The following is a 21381-nucleotide window of genomic DNA, read 5'->3' on the forward strand; positions in this document are numbered from 1 at the left end:
ACGGCCATTTGACGAAAACCTTTCATATGCCCTTCACCCGACGCTCGATGCTCAAGGCCACCTTGGCCGCGCTGCCGGCACATTGTGCCGCCTGCGACCTTGGTCAATCTGCACATCCCGCGCCGGGTGTTGCTCCAGTCGATGCGGCTCGCGCCTTCCTGGCAACCGAGGCGCGCCTGCTGCCGGGAAGTCCGTTTTACGTGCGGCAGGAATTGCATCGCAAAGGGGTACTGGCTTCTTATGACCCCGACAAGCTGCTTTACCCCTACCGCGCTGTGGCCCAACTTCCCCAAAAGGAAGGCGTCGACAAAGGCTACGACGGCTGGGACAGTGGATTTCTGCGCGGGCACATGACCGGGCACTATTTGTCCGCCGCCTCGCGCATGGCGGCGGCTACGGGAAGCACCCTTTTTCGCAACCGGGTCAACTATATCGTGGGAGAGCTATCCAAATGTCAGGTGAAGCTGAATCTGGATGGTTACCTGGCAGCCTTTTCCCCGGCGGCGTTTGACCAGCTTGAAGGCAAGCCAGGGGCCGACGCCGAGGGCATCGGGGTGCCCTATTACACGATCCAGAAGATCATGTCGGGCCTCCTCGACGCCCATGCCTATGTCGGAAACCAGCAGGCGCTCCAGATCGTCACCGGGATGGCTGACTACTTTGGGAAACGACTCGCGGCGCTTCAAGCCACGCAGATCGAGAGGATGTTCCGCACGGACGCCAGCCGCAATCCACAAAACGAATTTGGTGCGATGGGTGATGTTCTGACGGAACTCTTCAAGATCAGCAAAGATCCCCGGCGCCTCGACGCCGCCCGCATGTTCAATCGCACATGGTTTGTCGGCCCACTTGCCGAGGGCGAGGATCGGCTCGGCGGCTTACACGCGAATACGCACATCGCGCAAGCGGTGGGCTTGGCCAACTGCGCAAACGCCGATGGCAACCCGGAGGAACTGAAAGCGTCCGAGAACTTCTGGCGGCTGGTCGTGCACAAACATTCGTTCGTCAACGGAGGCAACTCGTTTAACGAATGGTTCGACACACCCGGCACGGAGGCTGGCCCGTCGATCGATGACCGGAAGGTATTACCCCCGACTACTGCCGAAACGTGCAATACCCACAACATGCTCAAGCTTACCGCCAGGCTGTTCGAGCGCACCCGCCGTGCGGAGCTTGCTGACTACTACGAGCGTGCCTTGTACAACCACGTGCTGGCGTCTGTCGCCCCCGATTCGGGCGCCATGACCTACTTCACGCCGCTCCATGGGGACTTCCGCACCTATCTTAACGGCAGCTTTTGCTGTACCGGCAGCGGCATTGAAAACACTGCACGCTATAACGAAGGCATTTACTTCCACGAGGGCGATGCACTCTGGGTGAACCTGTATATTCCCTCCGAGCTCAATTGGCGGGAAGCCGGGATCGTCTTGCGGCAGCATGGGGATATCACGCGGGGTCAGCCGGTGCGCCTGAAGGTGGTCAAAGCCGGAGCCAAAGCCATCGCCCTCAATTTGCGAATCCCCGCGTGGGTCGCCAAGCCGGTTTCAGTAAGAATCAACGAGAAGCCGCAACACGTGGATGCAAAGCCCTCAAGCTATGTTTCGTTAAGGCGGCAATGGAAGGCCGGTGACGTGATCGACCTTACACTTCCAGCTGGACTGCGACTTGAGCACGCCAGGGACGTCTCGTCGATGGTTTCCATATTCTATGGTCCCGTATTGCTGGCCGGAGAACTTGGCAAGCACAATATGCCTGGCAGCGACGTGGGCGACAAGGATGCCTACCTGAAGATCGCCAGGGCACCGGTTCCCGATATCGTCAGCACGTCCAGCGATCCCGCCGATTGGCTCGCTCCAATCCCCGGCGATCCGTCCGCGTTCAAGATCAAGGACGCCGGTCCAGCAAATGGAATTGTCCTTCGGCCGTTATTTGACCTGCATCATCAACGCTATTCCGTTTACTGGCGCCTTCTCAAACAACAAGAAAGCTAACACATCTGCACCACCACTTTGCCTTTCGACCTGCCTTGCTCGAGGTACGCGAGGCCCTCCTTTGCCTGGGCAAAAGGAAATACCCTGTCGACTACCGGATGCAGGCGCGACGCAGCGAGGTGTGCGCCGATCTCTGTCAATTGCCGCCCATCCGGACGCACGAACAGAAAAGAATAGCTGGCCTCACGCTGCTTTGCCTTTCGAATGATCCCGCCGCTCAGGAGGCCGAACACGAACTTCATCAAGAAGTTCATCCCGCGCTGCTGTGCGAATGCAGCATCCGGCGGCCCGACCAGCGAAACGATCTGGCTGCCGGGCCTGACGACCTGAAGCGACTTTTCCAGCTCGCCACCGCGCAGCGTGCCAAGCACCACGTCGTAGTCGCGGAGTTGTTCTTCGAATTCCTGCTTTTTATAGTCGATCACTTCGTCCGCGCCGAGCTTACGCACAAATTCAACATTGGCCGTGCTGGTCGTCGTTGCCACCTTGGCTCCCAGCAGCTTCGCCAACTGGATGGCAAAGCTGCCGATACCGCCTGCACCGGCTGGCACGAACATCTTTTGGCCCGGCTGCAATCGGGCACGTTCCACCAACGCTTGCCACGAGGTCAGGCCTACCATTGGAATTGACGCGGCCTGCACAAAGTCCAGGTTAGCAGGTTTGCTCGCCGCTACGCGCTCCGGCACAGCGGCATATTCGGCTAGCGTACCGACACCGAGGTCGAAGGTGCTGGCAAATACCGCGTCGCCGACTTTAAATCGGGTCACCGCGCTCCCGACCGCGACGACAACGCCAGCGAGATCGCTCCCCATGGTCGCCGGCAATTGGAGTTTGATAATGGGTTTGAAGCTCCCGGCGGGAATCATATTATCGATGGGATTGAGACCCGCTGCGTGAACCTGGACCAGGATTTCATCCGGCTTGATCGTTGGCCGCGGAACATCCGCGAACTCGATATGCTTTGCGCCGCCGTAGCGCTTCAAGACTAATGCTTTCATTGTTTTATTCCCTGGAGAGTGACGAAATAGTGCGGGAGGCCTGAAAGGCGCACTAAGCGAGGTTCAAGTCCTTACGCAAGCCGGCGTCCACCAGCCCCGCTGGTGCGAAGGAACGCAGCAAGCGCAGCCGCCTGGCCAGGACTCCAGCGGTGTAGCGGAGTCTGGGCCTGCGTGCCAGCGCCGCTTCCAATACCGTTTCGGCGACGATCTCAGGTCCCTCCGCGCCGTCCATCGCTTTCTGCACCCGGCGGGCGACGACATCCCGCACCTCGCCGTAGGCTTCCAGCTTTGAATCGGGTTCCAGCAAGTTGGCATCGAATGGTGTCTTGGTATACGCCGGCTCGATCACGATTGAACGAATGCTCCAATGGCGCAATTCATGGTCCAGCGATTCCGAGTAGCCCTCAATGGCATGCTTGCTGGCCGAATACAAAGCACCGTAAGGCATCGGGAGGAAGCCCAGCACAGAACCGATGTGCACAATGCGCCCATTTCCCTTTGCCCGCATGTGCGGCAGGACAGCGCGGGTCATGCGGACCACGCCAAAGAAATTCGTGTCGAAAATCGCCTGCGCCTGTTCGATCGAGCTTTCTTCCGCACCCGCAGGGGCTACGCCAAAACCAGCGTTATTGACAAGCAAATCAATGCCCCCTTCAGCGGCAACCACTGCCGCGACGGCCGCTTGCACGGAGGCGTCGCTGGTCACGTCGAGTGAAAGCATCTCGAATGCCCCCGTTGCCCCTTGTGCGCCACGGCGGCTGGTGCCGTACACTTTGAAGCCAGCTTGCGTCAGGCGCCTTGCTGTCGCCTCACCAATCCCGGACGAGGCGCCGGTAACCAAAGCAATCTTTTTCATAACGTCACTTTCTTCTCAAGTCACACACTGAATATGATGCTCATCATATTCCAAAGCAAAAAAAAGGCGCGGCCGTGGCGCCCACATCACTCGGCGGCCGGTGTAAATTGTTTTAGCGCGGCTGCGCACAGTGCTTGCGACAGCTTGGGATCATCGACCGCACGCGCCACCATTGTCGTACCGATCAAGCCGCACACCAGCGCCATTGCTCGCTCATGCGCCTGCGGTTGGCCCCAGTCCGGCAATTGACGCGCAAACAAGTCAATCATCTCCTTGATGTGAATGGTCGCCGCACGCCGCACCTCCGGCGCCTGCCTTGGCATTTCCGATCCCAGCGCCGAGACCGGACAACCAGTCTCAATGGCCGAGATGTGTTCGGGCGACAGGTAGGCCTGCATCATTGCCTGCAATGCTTGCCCTGGCGGAGCTGTCGCCGCCACGCGTGCCGCCAGCGCCACGGATTCGGCACCGGCGCGATCCCCGGCTTCCGCCAGCAGCGCATCGCGCGATTCGAAGTGCGCGTAGAAACCGCCGTGCGTCAAGCCGGCCTCCTTCATGATGTCGGCAACACCGGTACCGCTGTAGCCGGTGCGGCGAATGGCGCGCGCTGCGACCTCCACGATACGTTCGTGAGTTTCTTCTTTACGACTGGGCAACGGTGATTTGGTGGTCTTCTTCTGCATGATGCCCATCATATACCATATCGGCGAGGTGCGCTTGAATCTTTCCAGCCGGTTGGAAATGAGAAGAATCATAAATGCCTTTGGCATTTATCATAATTGCCATAAAGCAACGTTTTATTCAAGATGTTAAAGATATGGATATCGCAGACTTCGCATAATGAATAAACCAGCTAATCAAGTTTTCCTGACTACAGTCATACTGCCACTCGCCCTGACCGGCTGCTGGCACCGATCGTCAGGCAGCCCGGCCGATAACAAGGCGGCGCCAACCGACCAAATCATCGCTCCTCCTTCCAGCACAAGCCCGGCCACACCATCGGGCGGAAGCACGCCCCCGCCAACCGACGGGACGGCAGCAACACCACCATCCAGCACGGCGCCGACACCACCCGCGGCAGATACGTCTGCGCCGCCTGCCACGGGCACGGGCACGGGCACACCGCCCTCATCGGGTACGAGCACGCCACCTTCCGGGACAATCAGCTTGCCGCCTTCCGGGACCACCAGTCCACCACCTACCGGAAATACGCCTGTACCAACGCCACCAAAAACTTATGCATGGTCGGCGGTGCAGTTCGGCGCAGGCGGGTATATTACCGGTATCACTTATCATCCGTCGGCACAGGGGCTGGCGTATCTGCGCACCGACATAGGCGGCGTCTACCGCCGTAATCCGGGGAGCTCGACATGGGTACCGCTTAACGATGACCTGAACCGCGACGACAGGCAATTGGAAGGTGCCGCATCGCTAGCGATCGATCCGAGCGATTCGCAGAAACTGTATGTGGCGGCTGGCATGTACCTGCCAGCGTCGGGGCGCAATGGCGCCATCCTGCGCTCCGCCGACCGCGGCGCCACGTGGTCGCGCACCGAACTGCCGTTCCGCCTGGGCGGCAATTCGGACGGCCGGGGCACGGGCGAACGCCTGCAGGTAGACCCGAACAAGAGCTCGATCCTCTTCCTGGGCACTAACCAGAACGGCCTGTACAAATCGACCGATGGCGGCGTTAGCTGGTCGCAGGTGCCGGGCTTCCCAACCTCGGCCGGGACCACTTTCGTCCTGTTCGACAAATCCAGCAGCAACGTGGGCACGGCCACAAGGACGCTGTACGTCGGCATCGCAGCGACAAGCGGCGAAACGTTATACCGTTCAATCGACGGCGGCACGACCTGGGCGCCGGTGCCAGGCGGCCCGGCCGGCTTGATGCCAGTGCAAGGGGCACTGGACGGCTCCGGGAACCTGGTACTGACCTACGCCAATGGCCTTGGACCGACTAACATCACGGCAGGTGCCGTCTACAAATTGACGCCGGCCAGCACGAGCTGGAACAACATCACGCCGGTCACTCCGAGCGGCGGCTTGCCGTTCGGCTACGGCGGCCTGGCCGTCGATGCCCGCAATCCCAACACCATCGTCGTCTCAACCATCAACCGTTCTTCCACCGGCGATGACCTGTACAAATCAAGCGACGGTGGCAAGACCTGGACCGGGTTGAACGCCAACAGTACGCACGCAGCGCCCGCCAATCCCTGGGTGACCGCTTATTACGGTGGCTCGCTGGCCGGCAAGATGGGGCATTGGATCAGCGACATCGACATTGATCCGTTCGATTCCAATCACATTATGTACAACACCGGCTACGGCCTGTGGGAGAGCAATAACCTGGGCAGCGCAACCGTGGCGTGGCTCTTCAATGTCAGCGGCATCGAAGAGAGCGGGATCACAGCGCCGCTGGTCTCCCCCAGCAGCGGCGCCCACCTGTTTACCGCGCTGGGTGACGTGGCAGGCGCGCGTTACGACACGTCCTTCAATAGCGGCAGCGGCTATTTCAGCAGTCCAAATAGCTCCAGCTACAGCGTCGATGTGGCGGAACTCAACACCAACGTGGTAGCGCGCACCACCAGCACCGCACTCATGCTCTCGTCCGACAATGGCATCTCCTGGCGCCAGTCTGCCGGCATCGTCGGCTATGATGCCGGCCGTATCGCCGTATCCGCGACCGGTACCACCCTGTTATGGGTGCCGGGCGGACTGTCCGCGCTCTACTCGACCAATGGCGGCGCCACCTGGGTCCTATCGAAAGGCTATCCGGTAACGGGTGCCGTGAACTCGGGCAAATTCTTCAATCCCGTGGCTGACAAGGTCGCGAACGGCTACTTCTACACCTACGACTATTCGGCCGGCACGATTCTGGAAAGCGCGAATAATGGCCAAGGCTTCGCGCCGATTTATTCCGGCCTCGATATCTTGCCTACCTCGTCGTCGCAACACCAGCTGGCATCCGTCCCAGGCTCGGTACGCCGCGACCTGTGGCTGGCAACCCCGAACGGCCTGTGGCACATCAACGGTGCCGGCGCGGCGCCGGTGAAGATCGCCAATGTGCAGTCGGCCTACGGTGTGGGATTCGGGATGGCCGGCGCCGGCCAGAGCTACCCGGCAATCTATCTCTCCGCCAAGATCGACAACGTGTCCGGCATCTATCAATCGCTCGATGCCGGCGCCACCTGGAAGAGGATCAATGACGACAAGCACCAATGGGGAGGTGCGAATTATGTCACCGGCGATATGCGTGTCTTTGGCCGTGTCTATGTAGGCGCAAACCGCGGCGGCGTGATCATCGGCGAGCTCCAATAACGCGTCACTACTGATGGCATGAGCTATAAATCAGCGCGCGCAGCGGACGGATCGCTGCTCGCCGCCTACATCGGCCGGAATTGCCAGGCGTAAGCCTGGCTAGCTTTGAGCGTTTCGTCCAGTCCGCGCAGGCCGATGGTGATGCGTCCCATCTCATCGCGCTGCACCCGCGCGATGCTGGATGCCCGCACGATCACGCTGCGGTGGACCTGCCAGAACTGGCCCGGGTCCAGGCAGTCGGCCAGCTCCTTGATGGGCTTTCGCACATGCGCCTCGTCGTCGGACGTCACAACGCGCGTGTACTTCTCGTCGGACTGGAAGAAGATCACGTCTTCAATCGGGATCACCTTGATTGTGTCGCCCACGCTGGCGCTGATCCAGCGGATGCGGGTGGCGGCGCCGCGCATCCGCTGGTCCAGTTCGGCCATCAGACCATCCAGATCGGGAATCGGCTGGGCCAGGCAGGTGCGCTCGCGCAGGCGGCCGATGGTCTGCATCAATCGTTCACGGACGACTGGCTTGAGCAGGTAGTCGATGGCGCCAGCCGCGAAGGCGTCGATGGCGTGGCTGTCGTAGGCGGTAACGAACACGGCGCGGCAGCGCCCGCCCACTGCCTTGGCCACATCCAGCCCGGACAGGCCTGGCATGCGGATGTCGAGGAAGGCGATGTCGGGTTGCCACCGGTAGATTGCTTCAAGCGCGTCGGTGCCATGCTCGCACTCGGCCACAATGTTGAGCGTGGGCCAGACTTCGGCTAGCATGCGGCGCAGTTCTCCGCGTGGCAGTTCTTCATCGTCGGCGATGATTGCGGTAGGCATGGTCAGGATTCGAACGATAAGGGAAGGTGCAGAATAGCGGCTATGCCGCCTTCCGGCAGGGCTTTCAGGGTCAGGCTGGCGCGCGGACCATAAAAGCAGCGCAGGCGTTCCTGGATATTCGCCAGCCCGATTCCGTCGCCGCTGGCCGCCTCGCCGAAGCCGACCCCGTCATCGATCACACTTACTTCAAGCTGCGCTTCCAAGGCTGCGCTGCGGCGCGCACGCACGTCGACACGGCCCGGCCCTATCTTCGGTTCGACGCCATGCTTGACTGCGTTTTCGACGAGCGAGATCAGCATCAGGGGCGGTATCGAAGCTTGCTCCAGGCCCGCTTCGGTATCGACGCTGAAGCGCAGCCGCGGGACCCGTTCATGCATCAGCGCCAGGTAGGCACGCGCCGAATCGAGCTGCGATGCCAGGCTGACGGTAGCGCTTCCAGCATCGTTGCGCATCTGCGGGATGGTCGAGCGCAGGAAGGTCACCATGTGGTCGACGATCTGCGCCGCACGCTGGGGATCGGATGAAATCGCGGAACGCACGCTGGCCAGCGTGTTAAACAGAAAGTGCGGTTCGACCTGGGCCGCCAACACCGACAACCGCATTTCCGCGCTGTTGCGAGCGGCCTGGGCGCGCTTGAGTTCTTGTTTCTGCAGCACCTCGACCAGTTTGCCGCGCTGGCGTACAAAGACGAGCAGGTCGAACAAGCCGCCCAGCCAGCCGGCCAGCAATAGCATCGAGCAAGCGAGGAAGACGGCGGCAAGCTGGCCCAGGTCTCTCCCAAATAGATCTGCGGCGGCCGGTGCCTGCGCTTGCACCTGTGTCTCGGCCTGGGCGCGCGCCCATTTCTCCGCCCCGGCCTGCGATACCGTAGCAAAACGCTGGGCGGCGCCTGCCTGCTCCGGAGAGGTCTGCTGCCCGCGCCCCGCTGCGATTGCCGCCGCCTCGGCGATGGGCTGCATCGCATACATCTTTTCAATCGCTGCGGCGTAGTTTTTCTCAATCTCCGGACGGCGTGCGGGGTCGAAAGCCGGGTCACCGGCATCGAGTTGCTGCATGGTGCGGATGGCCAGTTGCGCTTCATGGCCCAGGTAGGCATACCCGTCCGGTGCCGTTCCGTCCCCGGACCGTTTCGCCAGCGCTGCAATCTGTGCCGCCTCCAGCGCCTTCAGAGCCCGGTCGACCTCGGGCGATTTCCGAATCCCCGTGCCCGCGCGCTGGCCATAGAACTGTGTAACCGCCCCCCGCACCACCCGGACGTGGATGGCGGGCAGGTGGCGAATAACGAGAGCATCGTTCACGACATCGAAACGCGGCCTCTCATAAGCACGCACGAGTACAGCGAACAGACCCGCGCTCAGTCCCATACCGAACAACAGAACCGCCAGAAGGGCAGCGATCTCATGGCGCCGGCTCAAGCCGATGCGCGGTATGGCAACCGCCAGCCCTGGCCCGGCCAGGCACAGTGCGCAGTAAGGCGCCGCGAACACCCCGGTCACCTGGGCAGCAGCGACCCAGTCGATATCCCCGGCAGGCGCATTGATCATCAGGACGCCCTGCATGGCCGCGATCACCAGCATCGTCAGCGCGCTGCCGGTCAAGATGGCCAGACTGCGTAAGCGGTACCAGGCTGAGCTGAAGACCGGGTAACTGCGGGCACGCCCGAACCAGGTGCCGCTGCCGGCGGAGATTTCCGGCGGCAAAAATTGCATGTTCGAGTTGGTGGCTGCATGCATGCTGGGCTTTCATGTTGTTCAGGGAAGAACGAAGCATATGAAGTGCAGCGCCGCCGCGGCAGCGCTGCGACGAAATCGCCCCGGGAGCGACGAAATGGCCCGATCGCACGATGGATGCCCGCCAATGCATGGCAGGCATCCGCCCGCAGGTGCTATGTCCATGCTGGCTCAAAAAAAACGGCAGCCTGGGCTACCGCTTTACGTTTGGCCGCAATGACCAGGACCAACTGCTGCACACCAGAGTTTGTGCGCTCTATGCGACTACTTGAACCGATCAAAGAAGGCTTTGGACTCCTGCGCCGAAAAATTAGGGTACCAGTGACCGCCAGTCTCAGTGCCGCACCAAATCACAGGCTTGCCGCTGTCGCAGCCTTGGTATTCCACACAACCGTTACTGCCAACAGGCACTGTGGCGGCACCACAGCTATTGCGCTTCAGGAAAAGATCGCGCGCCTCCATGCCAGCTGAATAAGGCACGACGTTATCGTCTTTGGCGTGAATGAACATGGCCGCCACCTTGTTGGAAGAACTGGCACAGCCGCTCCAGAGCGAACCGGCCATGGGCACGATCGCCCGCACCACGTCGCCCATCTGGCAGCCGATGGCGTTGGACATCATGCCACCAAAGCTGAAGCCGGTAGCGAAAACACGCTGGTTGTCAGTACACGCGCCCTGCTGGACCTCGGAGATCATGGCACGCAGGAAGCGAATATCGCGGTCGCCAGTGTTGGCCCAGCCCTTGTCCAGGCCCTGCGGAGCGACAAAGATGGCATTGTCGCCGTACAAATTCTTCAGCCCGAAAAAGCCGCTCCAACCGTAGACATCGGCCGCGCTGCCATCGCGCCAGTGAAGCCCGATGATCACGGGATAGGCCTTGTTGCGGTCATAGGCACCAGGCATCTCGATCCAGTAGCTGCGCTCGGTACCGTCGCTGGTGAGCGAACGCATGCCGGTTGTTAACTTGGATCCGCTGCCACAGCCCGCGGTGCTCGTAGAGGGCGCGGGGACGGGGGTTGGGGATGTTGATCCCAACGCTGGTGTCGGTGCGGAAGTGCTGGTGGCGCCTGATCCTCCCCCGCAAGCAACGAGCGTGGTGAACAATAACGCGGCCCATACATATCTCATAACTTCTCCTTTTTGATTAAATTCGCATCTGGACCGGCTGCAGCAAAAAGAAGACGGTACGGCATGAGAACGCGGAACAGGCCAATCAGGGCGCAGCCGCCAAATGCATCGCGGCCTTCCATGCGCGTTAGGAAATCGATTAGCTGTGCGCCCATCGGCGCTTCATCGTTTCATTTTTGCGCATGATTCTAACGGCCGCGATCGCGACCGTGTTTTACGTTTTTCACCAATTGCCGACATGTTTTTGAACTACAGAATCATCGCTCGCAATCGCTGCGGCTCAGACGCCCAAAGCGGAATACGCCACAAAGCGACCCTGGCTGTCCAAGACCACTTCGCTGAGCTTGCCTCGATAACGCAGCCTCACGCGTGCCGCAGGAGGGCCGGCTAGCCGCAAAGCCGTCAATTGGCCGTCGCGCCACGTCAGATCAACCGACAGCGCGCCACGGGCGCGAATGCCCTTTACCGTGCCATGCTGCCAAGCTGCAGGGAGCGCTGGCAACAGCAACACTTCACCGCCCCAAGACTGCACCAGCATTTCCATCATGCCCGCGGCGCCGCCAAAGTTGCCATCGATCTGGAACGGTGGATGCGCATCGAACATGTTCGGATAGGTACGCATCGGGCCTGTGAGCCCCTTGAGCACAGAATAGGCCCGCTCGCCATCGCCCATGCGCGCCCACAGGCACACCCGCCAGGCAGTGCCCCAGCCGGTTGCAAAGTCGCCGCGCCGGTCGAGTGATGTCCGTGCTGCCTGCACAAGCTCCGGGGTGTCGCGCAGGTTGATCTGGCTACTCGGGTAGACCGCGTACAGGTGCGATACGTGCCGGTGACGCTGGTCGGGCGCTTGTGTGTCCCAATCCTCCAGCCACTCCTGCAACTGTCCTTGCCCTCCGGTGCGGTCAGGTGCCAGGCGTTGGCGTGCCGCGCTGATTTGCGCCAGGAGCGGCGTATCTTGTCCCAGGATCCGCGCCGCCTCCAGCGTATGGGTGAACAGGTCGCGCAAGATCTGGCGGTCCATCGCCGGCCCGGCGACGAGTGACGAGCCAAAAGCATGCGGGTTTTCTGGCGAGACCGAAGGCGACGTAATGAGGCCACGTCCCTGCGGATCCTCGACCAGGGTTTCGATGAAGAACTGCGCCGGGAAGGCGAAAAACGACGCGCACAGCTGACCATATGCAGCATCAACAATCCCCGGGAATCGCTTTTCATTAAATTGCTCATCGCACTTGGCGGTCGCTATGGCGCCAATTTGACGTTCTTTAACCAATCTTGCAACGACTCCCGCTGAGACTGGAACGCGACATACGCCTTGAGCTTTTGCGGGACCGGGTCGCCGTTCATGACTAGACGGCTCAGCATGATTGCGAGGTCGGTATCGGCAATGCACCAGCTACCGAACAGGTAATCGCCGTTGACCATGCGGTTAGCCAAATGCAGCAGCTTGTCAGCGGCTACCTGGGCGGCTGAAGAGAGCGGCTTTTCGGGCTGATCTGCCTGCTTGTAGAACACGGTATAAGTACTACGTTCTTCCCTCAGCGCCTGCAGGTCACTACGAATCCAGGCCTGGATCTGGCGCGCAATCGCACGCTTTTCCAACTGAACCGGGTACAAGCTCGGATATTTCGGCGCTGGGTACATCTCGTCCACGTATTCGCCAATGGCGCTCGACTCGGTCAACATGAAGTCGTCATGCACCAGGCAGGGAACGCGACCAGTCAGGGCTTGGGTAGTGTAGGACGATTCCTTATGCTGACCGGCATCAAGGTTTACAGTCTCGATCGCAAACTTGAGGCCTTTTTCGCGCAAGGCGACAAAAGCGGAAATGGCGTAAGGACTGATGAACTGACTGTCCACATACAGTTTGAGGCTCATGGCAATATTCTAGCTTGATTAAGAGTATTCGCATCATATTGCTTGCCAATTACTAGCCAAAACGATATATTTTTGACCGCCTTGCTAAAATCACTCACATGCGACTTCCCAATCTTTCTGCCTTGCGCGCCTTTGAAGCGGCCGTCCGACACGAGAATTTCTCGCGGGCGGCGGCGGAGTTGTGCCTGACGCACGGGGCGATCAGCCATCAGGTACGTGCCCTCGAGGAGGAGTTGGGCGTGCAACTATTCACACGCAATGGGAGGCAGGTCACCGCGACGCCCGAAGCACGTCACTATGCCACTAATGTGGCGCGCTGCTTGGCGGAGTTGGTGGACGGCGCAGCGGCGCTACGCCCCCAGAAGGGTTTGCAGCGCCTGAGCGTAACTTCAATCCCCTCTTTTGCCGCACGTTGGCTGGCGCCTCGGCTGGGGCAGTTTATCGAACAACATCCCCAGATTGAAGTAATGCTGCAAGTCGGCCAGCAGTTACAAGACTTGGCGATGGAAGAGATCGATATAGGCATCCGCTTCGGACGCGGCAATTATCCCGGGCTGGAAACAGAGCACCTGGCCGGCGAAGTACTCTATCCTGTGGCGAGCCCACGTTACCGAAACGGCGAACTGCCGATCTCTCCACGAGACTTGGAGCAGGCGACTCTGCTGCGTTCGGAAGATGCCTGGACACCATGGTTCCAAGCCGCCGAACTCTATTTGCCCGAGCCCACGGGCGGCATCATATTCGATGATTTGTCAATGCAGATTCGTTCTGCCGTCGACGGTGAAGGAATTGCACTGGCGCGTCATCTCGTGGCCATGCAGGAAGTGGCCTCGGGACATCTGGTGCGACTATTCGATCTCGCCATACCTTGCGCGAACGAATATTACCTGGTGATTCCGCCAAACTCCATGCAAAAACCGCAGGTGCGGGCATTTCGTAAATGGCTGAAAGCGGAAATCACGCAGAGCCAGCTCCCCACAATCAGTTCGGCGCCGCACATTTAATCGGTATCAGGCCAGCGCAGATGCGGAACGTGCGTCGGCTCTGCCCCGGTCTGGCCGCGCCCTTCCAACTATTGCATAAATTTCTATGCATTAACGTGCGAGATAGAGGAGTCTAGTTACGATAGAGTCCAGCCTAGACAAACTGCCGCCTGGCGTCATCGCGCAAAGATTCATGAGCAAACCGAGACGGATCGATCGAGTCATGGCTGAAAAGGTCTCGATGGCGTTGTTGACTCGCGCTGCATTTGGCACCTCCGCGGGGTTGCGTCACGCAGTCCTTTCAGGTGTGCCGCCCGAACTCATTGCCGGCGTATTTGCACGTGCCCGCGGTCGTACCAGACAGGAGTTGCTTGGGCAGCAAATCAAGGACAGACGGCGGGAAAAGCGAAATTGACGGGCCCCGCTCAATCCACCACTTCAGCTAATTGATTCCTCGCCGGATTTAGGACCTGTCTTACAGCCTCAAGGGTTGCACGCTGATAGCGATCCGGGCCTGGCTTCTCTAGAGTTCACTCAGGAGGCCCTTGCGAAGATCATGAAAAATATCGTGCTTCTCGTTGACGACGACGACAATATTGTCGACCTTCTGTCCGCCCTCTTCTTGCAAAATGATTGGCTTCCTGAACGAGCAAACTGCGCGTCTGAAGGCCTTGTTTGTGCGTCAAGGGCGCTTCCCACCGTAGTGATTTGCGACCTTCAAATGCCGGGAATGAGCGGCTTCGAGTTCGCGGGCCAAATGCGCCAAATGTACGGCGCACGCTGCCCACGCTTGATCGCCTTCAGTGGCTGGCCCGAGCACGATATCGCACAACTCGCTCTCGCCGCAGGATTCGATACACTGATCCGGAAACCAGCAGAGTTTGCCCGGATTTTCGAAGCCGCCACCTCGGTTTCCCGAACCATGCAACTGTCCGTCAACGACGCGACGTGAGCCCCCGGGAAGGCGGCCGCCTCTTGGCATCCAATAGCGAAAAAAACGGCGCCACCTTTGTAAATTGCGGATGGAACGCTTCGCTACGGTCAGGCTATGCGGCAGCGGTAATCGATTCCGCGTGCAACCCCATAATATTTGCACGTGCATTGACCACTACTTCGGTACCGTGCATATTCGACACCGCAGTACCATTGAACTTCGTCACGTCATCCCAACTAATGCAATATACCCGTCCGCCGCTGGTGAGTGCGAAGGTCCTACGCCCAGTTTCAACGTGCTTGATCCTTCCTTCCAGGATGAAGTGCTCGGGCACCGCCTGCGCTTCGGGGGCATTACGGCCAAGCCGTTTGAAAATCGCCCCGACAATATCCGTACCATGCCGTCCCGCTACATTCTCGTTGATCATTTGTCGCCTCCGCCATGCGCTGATCGTTTACCGCTCGCGCCACATAATCTTTGTTCAGGTTGCGCAGGCGCTCAAGCAGTTGGTCCTGGCGGGCTTTGTCTTGCGCATCGGCCAGTTGCAGGCTGGCCAGGTAGGATTCAATGATGTATTCGGGCGGAGGAAGGACGTCAGCGTTCAGGTCCTTGCTCTGGACAATCCGCTCATACACCGGGCCGTTGACTTTAAGCTCGTTCAATGTGCGAAAGGACCATACCCCGTACACGGCGAAGCCCACTCCGAATACGCTCATCATCACAATGAAGCGTGCGCGGATTTTCATTCGTTGCAAAATCATGACATCCGCCAGTCTGGATGATTCCATCTTGCAAGCTTGATTGTAGATCCAATATTCGCATCCGGCGAACGGTAGCGCGCCTAATGGCCTCCTGTGTTGCGTATTTGTTGCGCCGGATGAGGCCGGGTCAGGGACTTATGGCTCTGTGATCAGGTCCCTGGAATGTTCGCCCGAGCATTCCGCATCCGGACATGGTAAGTAAACGTGGTCTGTCCTCCGGACGAATCCACGACAAGTCGGCCCCCGTGCGAACGCGCAATTTCGGAAGCAATGTAAAGACCTAATCCCAAGCCCTTCTTTGTTCCGGAAGTCGTACTTTGCCAAAATGGTTTGAAAAGCTCGGCTTGGGTCTCCAGGGGAATATCGGGACCGAAGTTGGTCACGGATAGCTCGAAAGTTCCGGGACTCGATGAAACGCGCACAGATACAGGCTGACTGGCACTACCGTGAACGATGGCATTCTTCAGCAGGTTTGACAGCAGTTGCGCAATTCTGGGGGCATCGCACAACAATGCAATGCCAGACGGAAAATTCGCATCAATTGTCCGGGCAGGATAATTATGCCGCAGCTCCTCGACCACCTGGCAGAGCGTCAGTTCGAGGTTGCTCTCCTCGCGAAGTTCAACTGCGATTCCCCCGCCCAGCCGGCCGCGTGCGAAGTCGCTCACGTCGTCAATCAGTTCCGAAATTCGCTTGCCACTGCGGCGCATGGTATCGAGTAATGGTATTGCGGATCGATCGACCAATTGCTCGAGAATATCGACCCCATTCAACATCGTCGCAAGCGGCGTGCGAACATCGTGGCTCAGAGCTGCAATGAAATGCTCGCGCAGGACCGACGTCTCAATCGCGTCGTCCAGCGCAAGCCTCGTTCTTCCAAGGACAACTTCGTTAGCCAACTGCCGGGCAATGAGTTCCGCAAACAATCCCAGTGTCTTGTGCATCGTCTCCGTCGAAAGATGTGCTGGCTTGGGATCCAAACCGCACAAGGTCCCGAAGTATTCCCCACCAGGGCGATAGAGCGGAATAGAAAAGTAACTTTGGAAACCGTACAGCTTGGGCGCAGGATGGCCGCGATACTCACTGTCGGCAACAGAGTCGATAACGATGGGCTTCTGCTTTTCCCGGACTTTTTCGCAAAGCGTCGTCTTGACGTCGAGGCTGTCTCCAACCTGAAAGCCAAAGTTCAGCTTATCGAGGAGCGCACAGATGTACAGCGTGGTGTCAGTGACGCGGGCGATGCAGACAAACCGCAGGCCCGTCAATTCCCCAACTGCCTCGAGGATCGTAGGTACGGCCTCAATCTGAGCAATCGTCGCAAGGTCCGACTCTATCGGTATGAGCATGCCGTCCTCCGTAACCACGAGTAAACTGCACTGGGTTCTGACACGCAAGGATCAACAATAGATATCCGTCAACGATCACGCGAAGAGACTTTCATTCTACAAAATATTCATGGGACGGTATTCACAAATTTCACAGATCGCATACAAGAACAGGATCGCGCCAATTCGTTCGGCGAGACTGGCCACTACAAATTTGAGTCAAGCCTCCAGGTATAGACGCACGGGCGATCGAGCTCTTCCTTTCCAGCCGAGGACACGTACAGGGCTCTGGCAGCGGTGTTTTCCTCCTCAGTGGTAACCCATGCCTCTGTGCACCCCTGCCCCTCGGCGCACTGCAGAAGGCGAGCGATGAGTCGCCTCCCAACGCCCAACCGGTGATACCTCTCCGACACACCTACTTCATTGATAAACAGCTGAAGCGGCTTGTCTGGATGCAGATAAAGCAGCCCGGACGCCATGCCGACAACTTGATTCTCATGAACCGCGACTACCAACAGGTTCCTTGGATCTCGTAGATATTGAGTCGTGAGGTCTGGGTCGACTTCGTTATCAAACACACCCTGTGAGACGTTCGCCAGCAGATCAGCGTTGTGCTCTTCAACGAGCACAATGGTGATGGAGGGTAGTGAAAGAGGCTCGCTCATGAATGCGCGTTACGTTAGAACTGAATCGTACCGCAAAGCGGTCACGACTTGAATGGCCAACCATCGAAGCATAGGCCCTTGTGTCAGCTGGCCTTATTTTATTTCGCTGTACGCGCGCTCACTACAAAGAGGCGCCGCAAAGGGACTGGCTGGGATCGGCGAAGTGAACTCGCGCGGGCGGCGGGCAATCGTCGAGGTCCAGACGGGCTCAATAACATTCGCGGACGCCCCGCAGTCACGCAGGTATTGCACTGCATCCGGCAACCCCGTCAGCGCCTGAACTGCGATCGCGCAATCCACGCGCTCTGCCATCCGCACATCGCTGCGCCGTAGCGCTCCTTCATCGGGGCCCCTTACAGCAACACATTTGCACTCAAAAAAAAAGCAGCCCGCATCTGCGGGCTGAATTCGTCATCCTCACTTAGGGCGACGAGGGAGTAGTCGGACTAACGGTACCATCTCCTCGCGAAAAGCTCTATTTCACACTGAACAATCTCGCGCTGCGCTCACCAAACACTCGTTACCATACTGCGGTGCAGCATAACCGTGGAGGGGCAATGGCGAAAGCAGGTTCAGTATTGCGTTTGGTGCGCAGTCTGATGCGCGCTGGAAGGGCGCAGCAGAAGCTGGTCTCCAGTATCGCCGCCGCTCAGCGTAAGCCCGCCAAGCGTTCTCTGCCGATAGGCCAAAAGACACGCCCGGACCGCGCCAAGATGCTCGAGATCAGGCAGAACGATCGTCCAGATGTCACGCCGGCACCAGGCAAATGGGCTGCGGGCCAGTTCGCATATTCCCAGCAGCTTCCAGAGAACCATCGGTTCAGATTGAATTATTGGCTCTACATACCCGATCACACTCCAGTTGCTGTCGAGCGCCACGGTTGGCCGCTGATTATGATGCTCCATGGCTGCCATCAAAGTGCCACCCAATTCGCCAAGGGTACCCGCATGAATCACGTTGCTGAGGGCAAGGGATACGCTATCCTCTACCCTCAGCAATCCCTCGGTATTCAAACACACCGCTGCTGGCGCTGGTACAGCCCAACAGTTCAAGAGGGTGGTGGCGAAGCCGGAGCGCTGATCGCGCTGATCGAAATGATCTGCGCTCAACATCCGATCGACCGTCGCCGTGTTTTCGTTGCCGGGCTTTCCGCCGGTGCCGGGATGGCGGCCATCCTGGCACTGAACCACCCTGCCTTGTTTGCAGCGGTCGGCCTGCACGCCGGTCCGGTGTTTGGTACTGGACGTAATGCTGTCGATGGCTTGCGCGTCATGCGTCACGGCTCTGCGCCTGGCCACGATTCTGCGATCGACCAAGTGTTAAAGCGCCACGCAGCACGCTCGCCCATGACGGAGAGCGGCACCTTCCCAATCCTCCCAGCAATTCTCATCCACGGCGAGGATGACCAGGCGGTACACCCGGTGAACCAGGATCAGCTGGAGCGTCAATGGCTTAGGATCAACAACATGCCCACGCGCGGCACTGGGCAGCACGTCACGCGCAAGCCTGCAGGGCGTGGCGGGAAACGAAACGCCTACGAAATCCGTGATTACCTGATCGGGAATAAGCCAATGTTGCGCGTCGTGCGCATCGCCGGACTTGGCCATGCCTGGAGCGGTGGCGACGCATCGGAGCGCTTCCATGCGCATCCCGGTCCGGACAGCAGCCTGATGATGGCCAGCTTCTTCGGAAAGCACCGACGCTAAACGCAGCAACTCCCAGGCGCACACCGTGCCGATCCTGCTATGTACTTGGCTAATCAATATTCGGATGCCTCCGACTTCCTTAAGCAAGCGTTTCGAGAACGTCACTGTCCGACCTTGTTCGGATGGCCCGGCACCAAACTCCACTCTCGGCAGCACTACAGAAAATCTATCGTCAAGTGCCCTGCCCGTTTCAAACCGAATGAGCACGCCAGCCAACTTGTCATCACCGTTGACAATCACTTTCCCAACGCATGAACCGATACGCCAGCTGCCACCTTGACTCGTCGGCGACTGTTTGCTGTCACGCGGTGCGAACGCTTCGTTGCCGCTCAGGAGCCTCGCAGTGCTGCACTGCACTTTGAAGGGCGTTGAGTCGCCTGGATCATCAGGTCGCTGCCTTAACACATACAACAAGACACTTCCGTCGGAAGGTGATGCGTGAACTGAAAAGACCGGACTAACTTGACCCGACGCTGTGAAATATGTGGCCCCGTGAGCGCGAGTGGCACGTGTCAATTGACGTTTAGCTATTCGCATTGGGTGGCAGACGCATATTTGAGAACGATACCAAAATCCCGCACGGGTTCAGCGCCACGCGACGCATGTCGACTTCTCAGCGAAACGGCACCCAGCAAGGCCAGGCCGGCGGCGACCATGCAGGCATAGGTTGGCCTGCGGCGCGCTGACTGCATCAACCCGCCCATCCTGGGTGCGTGAAGAACTACCCGCGCCTGGTTCCTTCCGATAATGCGCAGCCGTGCGCAGACGACTAAAGAAGCCTGCCGGGCATCGTTAAATAAGCGCGCCGATTACCGACGAATCCGCGCGATGATCGGTATAAAATTGACATCGTTGCAATTTAACTCCATGCTTTGCCCCTCTTTGAGAAAGGATCAACCTTGAAACTGCTGTCCTCCCATCTGGCACGCCGCCTCTTCTCCACCGCAATCTGTCTCTCCGCCCTCGCATTTACGAATTCCGCTTCTGCCGGTCCGAATTGGGCGATCGATGTCGCCGGTGGCCAGGATCATCCCCTGCTTCAGCGCTACAACAATTCCTGGATGATGGCCTACAAAAAGATCAACTTCGACCAGGCGACTTTCCCCGGCAAGCTGGGCCTGAACAGCAACAACGATTTCATCGCGCCGATCACCGTGGAAGGCCAGATTACCCGCATCGTATATTTCGCCCCACTCGGCAAGACACCGCTGGAAGTTCATCGAAACTACGAACAGGCACTGAAGGCAGCTGGGTTCAAGGCCACCATCAACTGCACGCCGCGCGATAAAGATTGCGAATACATGCGTTTCGGTTTGAACGACCGTTACCGCACCATGAAGGAAGCCGACTTCAATGCGAACCGGGATCGTCAGCCTGACGGCTCCGCACTCGATCGACAGATGGGCTCGCTGGGCGGTTCGAATATGCTTGGTACCGATGACCTTTACTTCACATACGGCACCCTGGCCAAAAACGGCGCCATCGTCCACGTGATGCTAAATTCGGGCAAGGTCTACAACACTGATTTCACCGCGACCTACATCGAGATTGCCGAACCTAAAGCGATGGAGGGCGGCCAGGTTACTGTCAATGCGGATGGCTTGAAGTCTGCCTTGCAGTCGAGCGGCAAGATCGCCCTGTACGGCATCTACTTCGACACCGGCAAGGCCGATATCAAAGCAGTTGAATCCAAAAACCAACTGGACGAAATGGCGAAACTCCTGAAGAGCCAACCGGCACTCAAGGTGTACATCGTTGGCCACACGGATAATCAGGGCAACCTCGACGCCAACCAGACGTTGTCACAGCAACGTGCACAAGCCGTGGTCGCAGCGTTAGCCAAGCAATACCAGATTCCTGCAGCGCGCCTGGCAAGCAAAGGCGTCGCCAGCCTGGCCCCCGTCGCTTCGAACGCAGATGAAGCCGGACGAGCCAAGAACCGCCGGGTGGAACTGGTAGTCCAGTAATCAAACCCACAATCCGCATTGCGGAACGTACTCGCACGCCGCCACGCCTCGCACTTATGGCGGAACGGGCGGCCCTGCCCCGAAGCACCAGCGAAATCGACGCGGAACGCCAATGTGAAGCTAACGGGCTGCCGTTGACTGAGAGCGGTTGTGAACGAAACCACTTTCATACAACTCAATGAGATAGCGCGTTTTGATACCATCGAACCGGGATTTTCGCGTTGATGGTATTCGGACACTGTCGGGTCCCGCTTTCGCAGATACCATCGGAAGCAGCGCTCGATGTCTAGTTGAACGTCGCCTTTGTCGGCATCGGCGCGGGCGCC

The 21381-nt window shown here is 59.0% G+C and carries 19 protein-coding genes; 6 read left to right on the top strand and 13 right to left on the bottom strand.

Features of this window, described 5'->3' with window-relative positions; translation table 11 throughout:
• The first annotated feature begins 8 nt into the window (after window positions 1-8).
• Window positions 9-1991 carry a beta-L-arabinofuranosidase domain-containing protein gene (locus ASD58_RS24555; RefSeq protein WP_156401465.1) on the top strand — a complete coding sequence of 661 codons (1983 nt, stop codon included), beginning with the start codon at window positions 9-11 and terminating at the stop codon, window positions 1989-1991.
• Here ASD58_RS24555 and ASD58_RS24560 read toward each other — a convergent pair.
• The 3 genes from ASD58_RS24560 to ASD58_RS24570 all read right to left on the bottom strand — a co-directional run bounded on the left by ASD58_RS24560 (window position 1988) and on the right by ASD58_RS24570 (window position 4540).
• Window positions 1988-2989, bottom strand: coding sequence for an NADP-dependent oxidoreductase (locus ASD58_RS24560; protein ID WP_057264058.1), 1002 nt, complete (start codon window positions 2987-2989; stop codon window positions 1988-1990). The genes ASD58_RS24555 and ASD58_RS24560 overlap by 4 nt on opposite strands.
• A gap of 52 nt (window positions 2990-3041) precedes the next feature.
• Window positions 3042-3845: an oxidoreductase gene (locus tag ASD58_RS24565; RefSeq protein ID WP_057264060.1), complete on the bottom strand. Its 804-nt coding sequence runs from the start codon at window positions 3843-3845 to the stop codon at window positions 3042-3044.
• Window positions 3846-3931: 86 nt separating this feature from the next.
• On the bottom strand, window positions 3932-4540 hold the full coding sequence (locus tag ASD58_RS24570; RefSeq protein ID WP_057264062.1) for a TetR/AcrR family transcriptional regulator: 609 nt from the start codon (window positions 4538-4540) through the stop codon (window positions 3932-3934).
• Between the two features lie 556 nt (window positions 4541-5096).
• On the opposite strand from ASD58_RS24570, the gene ASD58_RS24575 reads away from it, so the two are divergent.
• Window positions 5097-7163 carry a hypothetical protein gene (locus tag ASD58_RS24575; protein WP_057264064.1) on the top strand — a complete coding sequence of 689 codons (2067 nt, stop codon included), beginning with the start codon at window positions 5097-5099 and terminating at the stop codon, window positions 7161-7163.
• Between the two features lie 65 nt (window positions 7164-7228).
• Here ASD58_RS24575 and ASD58_RS24580 read toward each other — a convergent pair whose 3' ends face one another.
• The 6 genes from ASD58_RS24580 to yfcF all read right to left on the bottom strand — a co-directional run bounded on the left by ASD58_RS24580 (window position 7229) and on the right by yfcF (window position 12714).
• On the bottom strand, window positions 7229-7981 hold the full coding sequence (locus ASD58_RS24580; RefSeq protein WP_057264067.1) for a LytTR family DNA-binding domain-containing protein: 753 nt from the start codon (window positions 7979-7981) through the stop codon (window positions 7229-7231).
• A gap of 2 nt (window positions 7982-7983) precedes the next feature.
• Entirely contained in the window at window positions 7984-9714 is a 1731-nt protein-coding gene (locus ASD58_RS24585) for a histidine kinase (RefSeq protein ID WP_057264069.1), read from the bottom strand.
• 261 nt (window positions 9715-9975) lie between these two features.
• Entirely contained in the window at window positions 9976-10662 is a 687-nt protein-coding gene (locus ASD58_RS24590; RefSeq protein ID WP_057264071.1) for a PHB depolymerase family esterase, read from the bottom strand.
• 173 nt (window positions 10663-10835) lie between these two features.
• On the bottom strand, window positions 10836-10994 hold the full coding sequence (locus ASD58_RS31490) for a hypothetical protein (RefSeq protein WP_156401466.1): 159 nt from the start codon (window positions 10992-10994) through the stop codon (window positions 10836-10838).
• 125 nt (window positions 10995-11119) lie between these two features.
• Window positions 11120-12109 (bottom strand): glycoside hydrolase family 95-like protein, encoded by a 990-nt coding sequence (locus tag ASD58_RS24595; RefSeq protein ID WP_057264073.1) that lies wholly within the window; start codon window positions 12107-12109, stop codon window positions 11120-11122.
• The gene (yfcF, locus tag ASD58_RS24600) at window positions 12079-12714 is read right to left on the bottom strand and encodes a glutathione transferase (RefSeq protein WP_057264075.1); all 636 of its coding nucleotides are present in this window, start codon (window positions 12712-12714) and stop codon (window positions 12079-12081) included. The genes ASD58_RS24595 and yfcF overlap by 31 nt, the downstream gene beginning before the upstream one ends.
• A 98-nt stretch (window positions 12715-12812) precedes the next feature.
• Between yfcF and gcvA the strand changes: the two genes are divergently transcribed.
• Window positions 12813-13718 carry a transcriptional regulator GcvA gene (gcvA, locus tag ASD58_RS24605; protein WP_057264077.1) on the top strand — a complete coding sequence of 302 codons (906 nt, stop codon included), beginning with the start codon at window positions 12813-12815 and terminating at the stop codon, window positions 13716-13718.
• A 535-nt stretch (window positions 13719-14253) separates the two neighbouring features.
• Complete coding sequence (locus tag ASD58_RS24610; RefSeq protein ID WP_156401467.1) at window positions 14254-14649, top strand: response regulator; 396 nt, start codon at window positions 14254-14256, stop codon at window positions 14647-14649.
• Window positions 14650-14743: 94 nt separating this feature from the next.
• Here the strand turns inward: ASD58_RS24610 and ASD58_RS31495 are convergent, their stop codons facing one another.
• The 4 genes from ASD58_RS31495 to ASD58_RS24625 all read right to left on the bottom strand — a co-directional run bounded on the left by ASD58_RS31495 (window position 14744) and on the right by ASD58_RS24625 (window position 17382).
• Window positions 14744-15058, bottom strand: coding sequence for a hypothetical protein (locus ASD58_RS31495; RefSeq protein WP_156401468.1), 315 nt, complete (start codon window positions 15056-15058; stop codon window positions 14744-14746).
• Window positions 14985-15392 carry a hypothetical protein gene (locus ASD58_RS24615; RefSeq protein WP_156401469.1) on the bottom strand — a complete coding sequence of 136 codons (408 nt, stop codon included), beginning with the start codon at window positions 15390-15392 and terminating at the stop codon, window positions 14985-14987. Before ASD58_RS24615 ends, ASD58_RS31495 begins: the two co-directional genes overlap by 74 nt.
• A 149-nt stretch (window positions 15393-15541) precedes the next feature.
• Window positions 15542-16738: a GAF domain-containing sensor histidine kinase gene (locus ASD58_RS24620; protein ID WP_057264083.1), complete on the bottom strand. Its 1197-nt coding sequence runs from the start codon at window positions 16736-16738 to the stop codon at window positions 15542-15544.
• 185 nt (window positions 16739-16923) lie between these two features.
• Window positions 16924-17382 carry a GNAT family N-acetyltransferase gene (locus ASD58_RS24625; RefSeq protein WP_057264085.1) on the bottom strand — a complete coding sequence of 153 codons (459 nt, stop codon included), beginning with the start codon at window positions 17380-17382 and terminating at the stop codon, window positions 16924-16926.
• A 557-nt stretch (window positions 17383-17939) separates the two neighbouring features.
• Here ASD58_RS24625 and ASD58_RS24630 point away from each other — a divergent pair.
• Together ASD58_RS24630 and ASD58_RS24635 are read left to right on the top strand one after the other, a co-directional pair.
• Window positions 17940-19088 carry a PHB depolymerase family esterase gene (locus ASD58_RS24630; RefSeq protein WP_082565659.1) on the top strand — a complete coding sequence of 383 codons (1149 nt, stop codon included), beginning with the start codon at window positions 17940-17942 and terminating at the stop codon, window positions 19086-19088.
• 899 nt (window positions 19089-19987) lie between these two features.
• Complete coding sequence (locus tag ASD58_RS24635) at window positions 19988-21055, top strand: OmpA family protein (protein WP_057264087.1); 1068 nt, start codon at window positions 19988-19990, stop codon at window positions 21053-21055.
• Window positions 21056-21381 lie beyond the last annotated feature (326 nt).

The sequence above is a fragment of the Duganella sp. Root1480D1 genome, from assembly GCF_001427305.1.
Classification (GTDB): Bacteria; Pseudomonadota; Gammaproteobacteria; order Burkholderiales; family Burkholderiaceae_D; genus Rugamonas.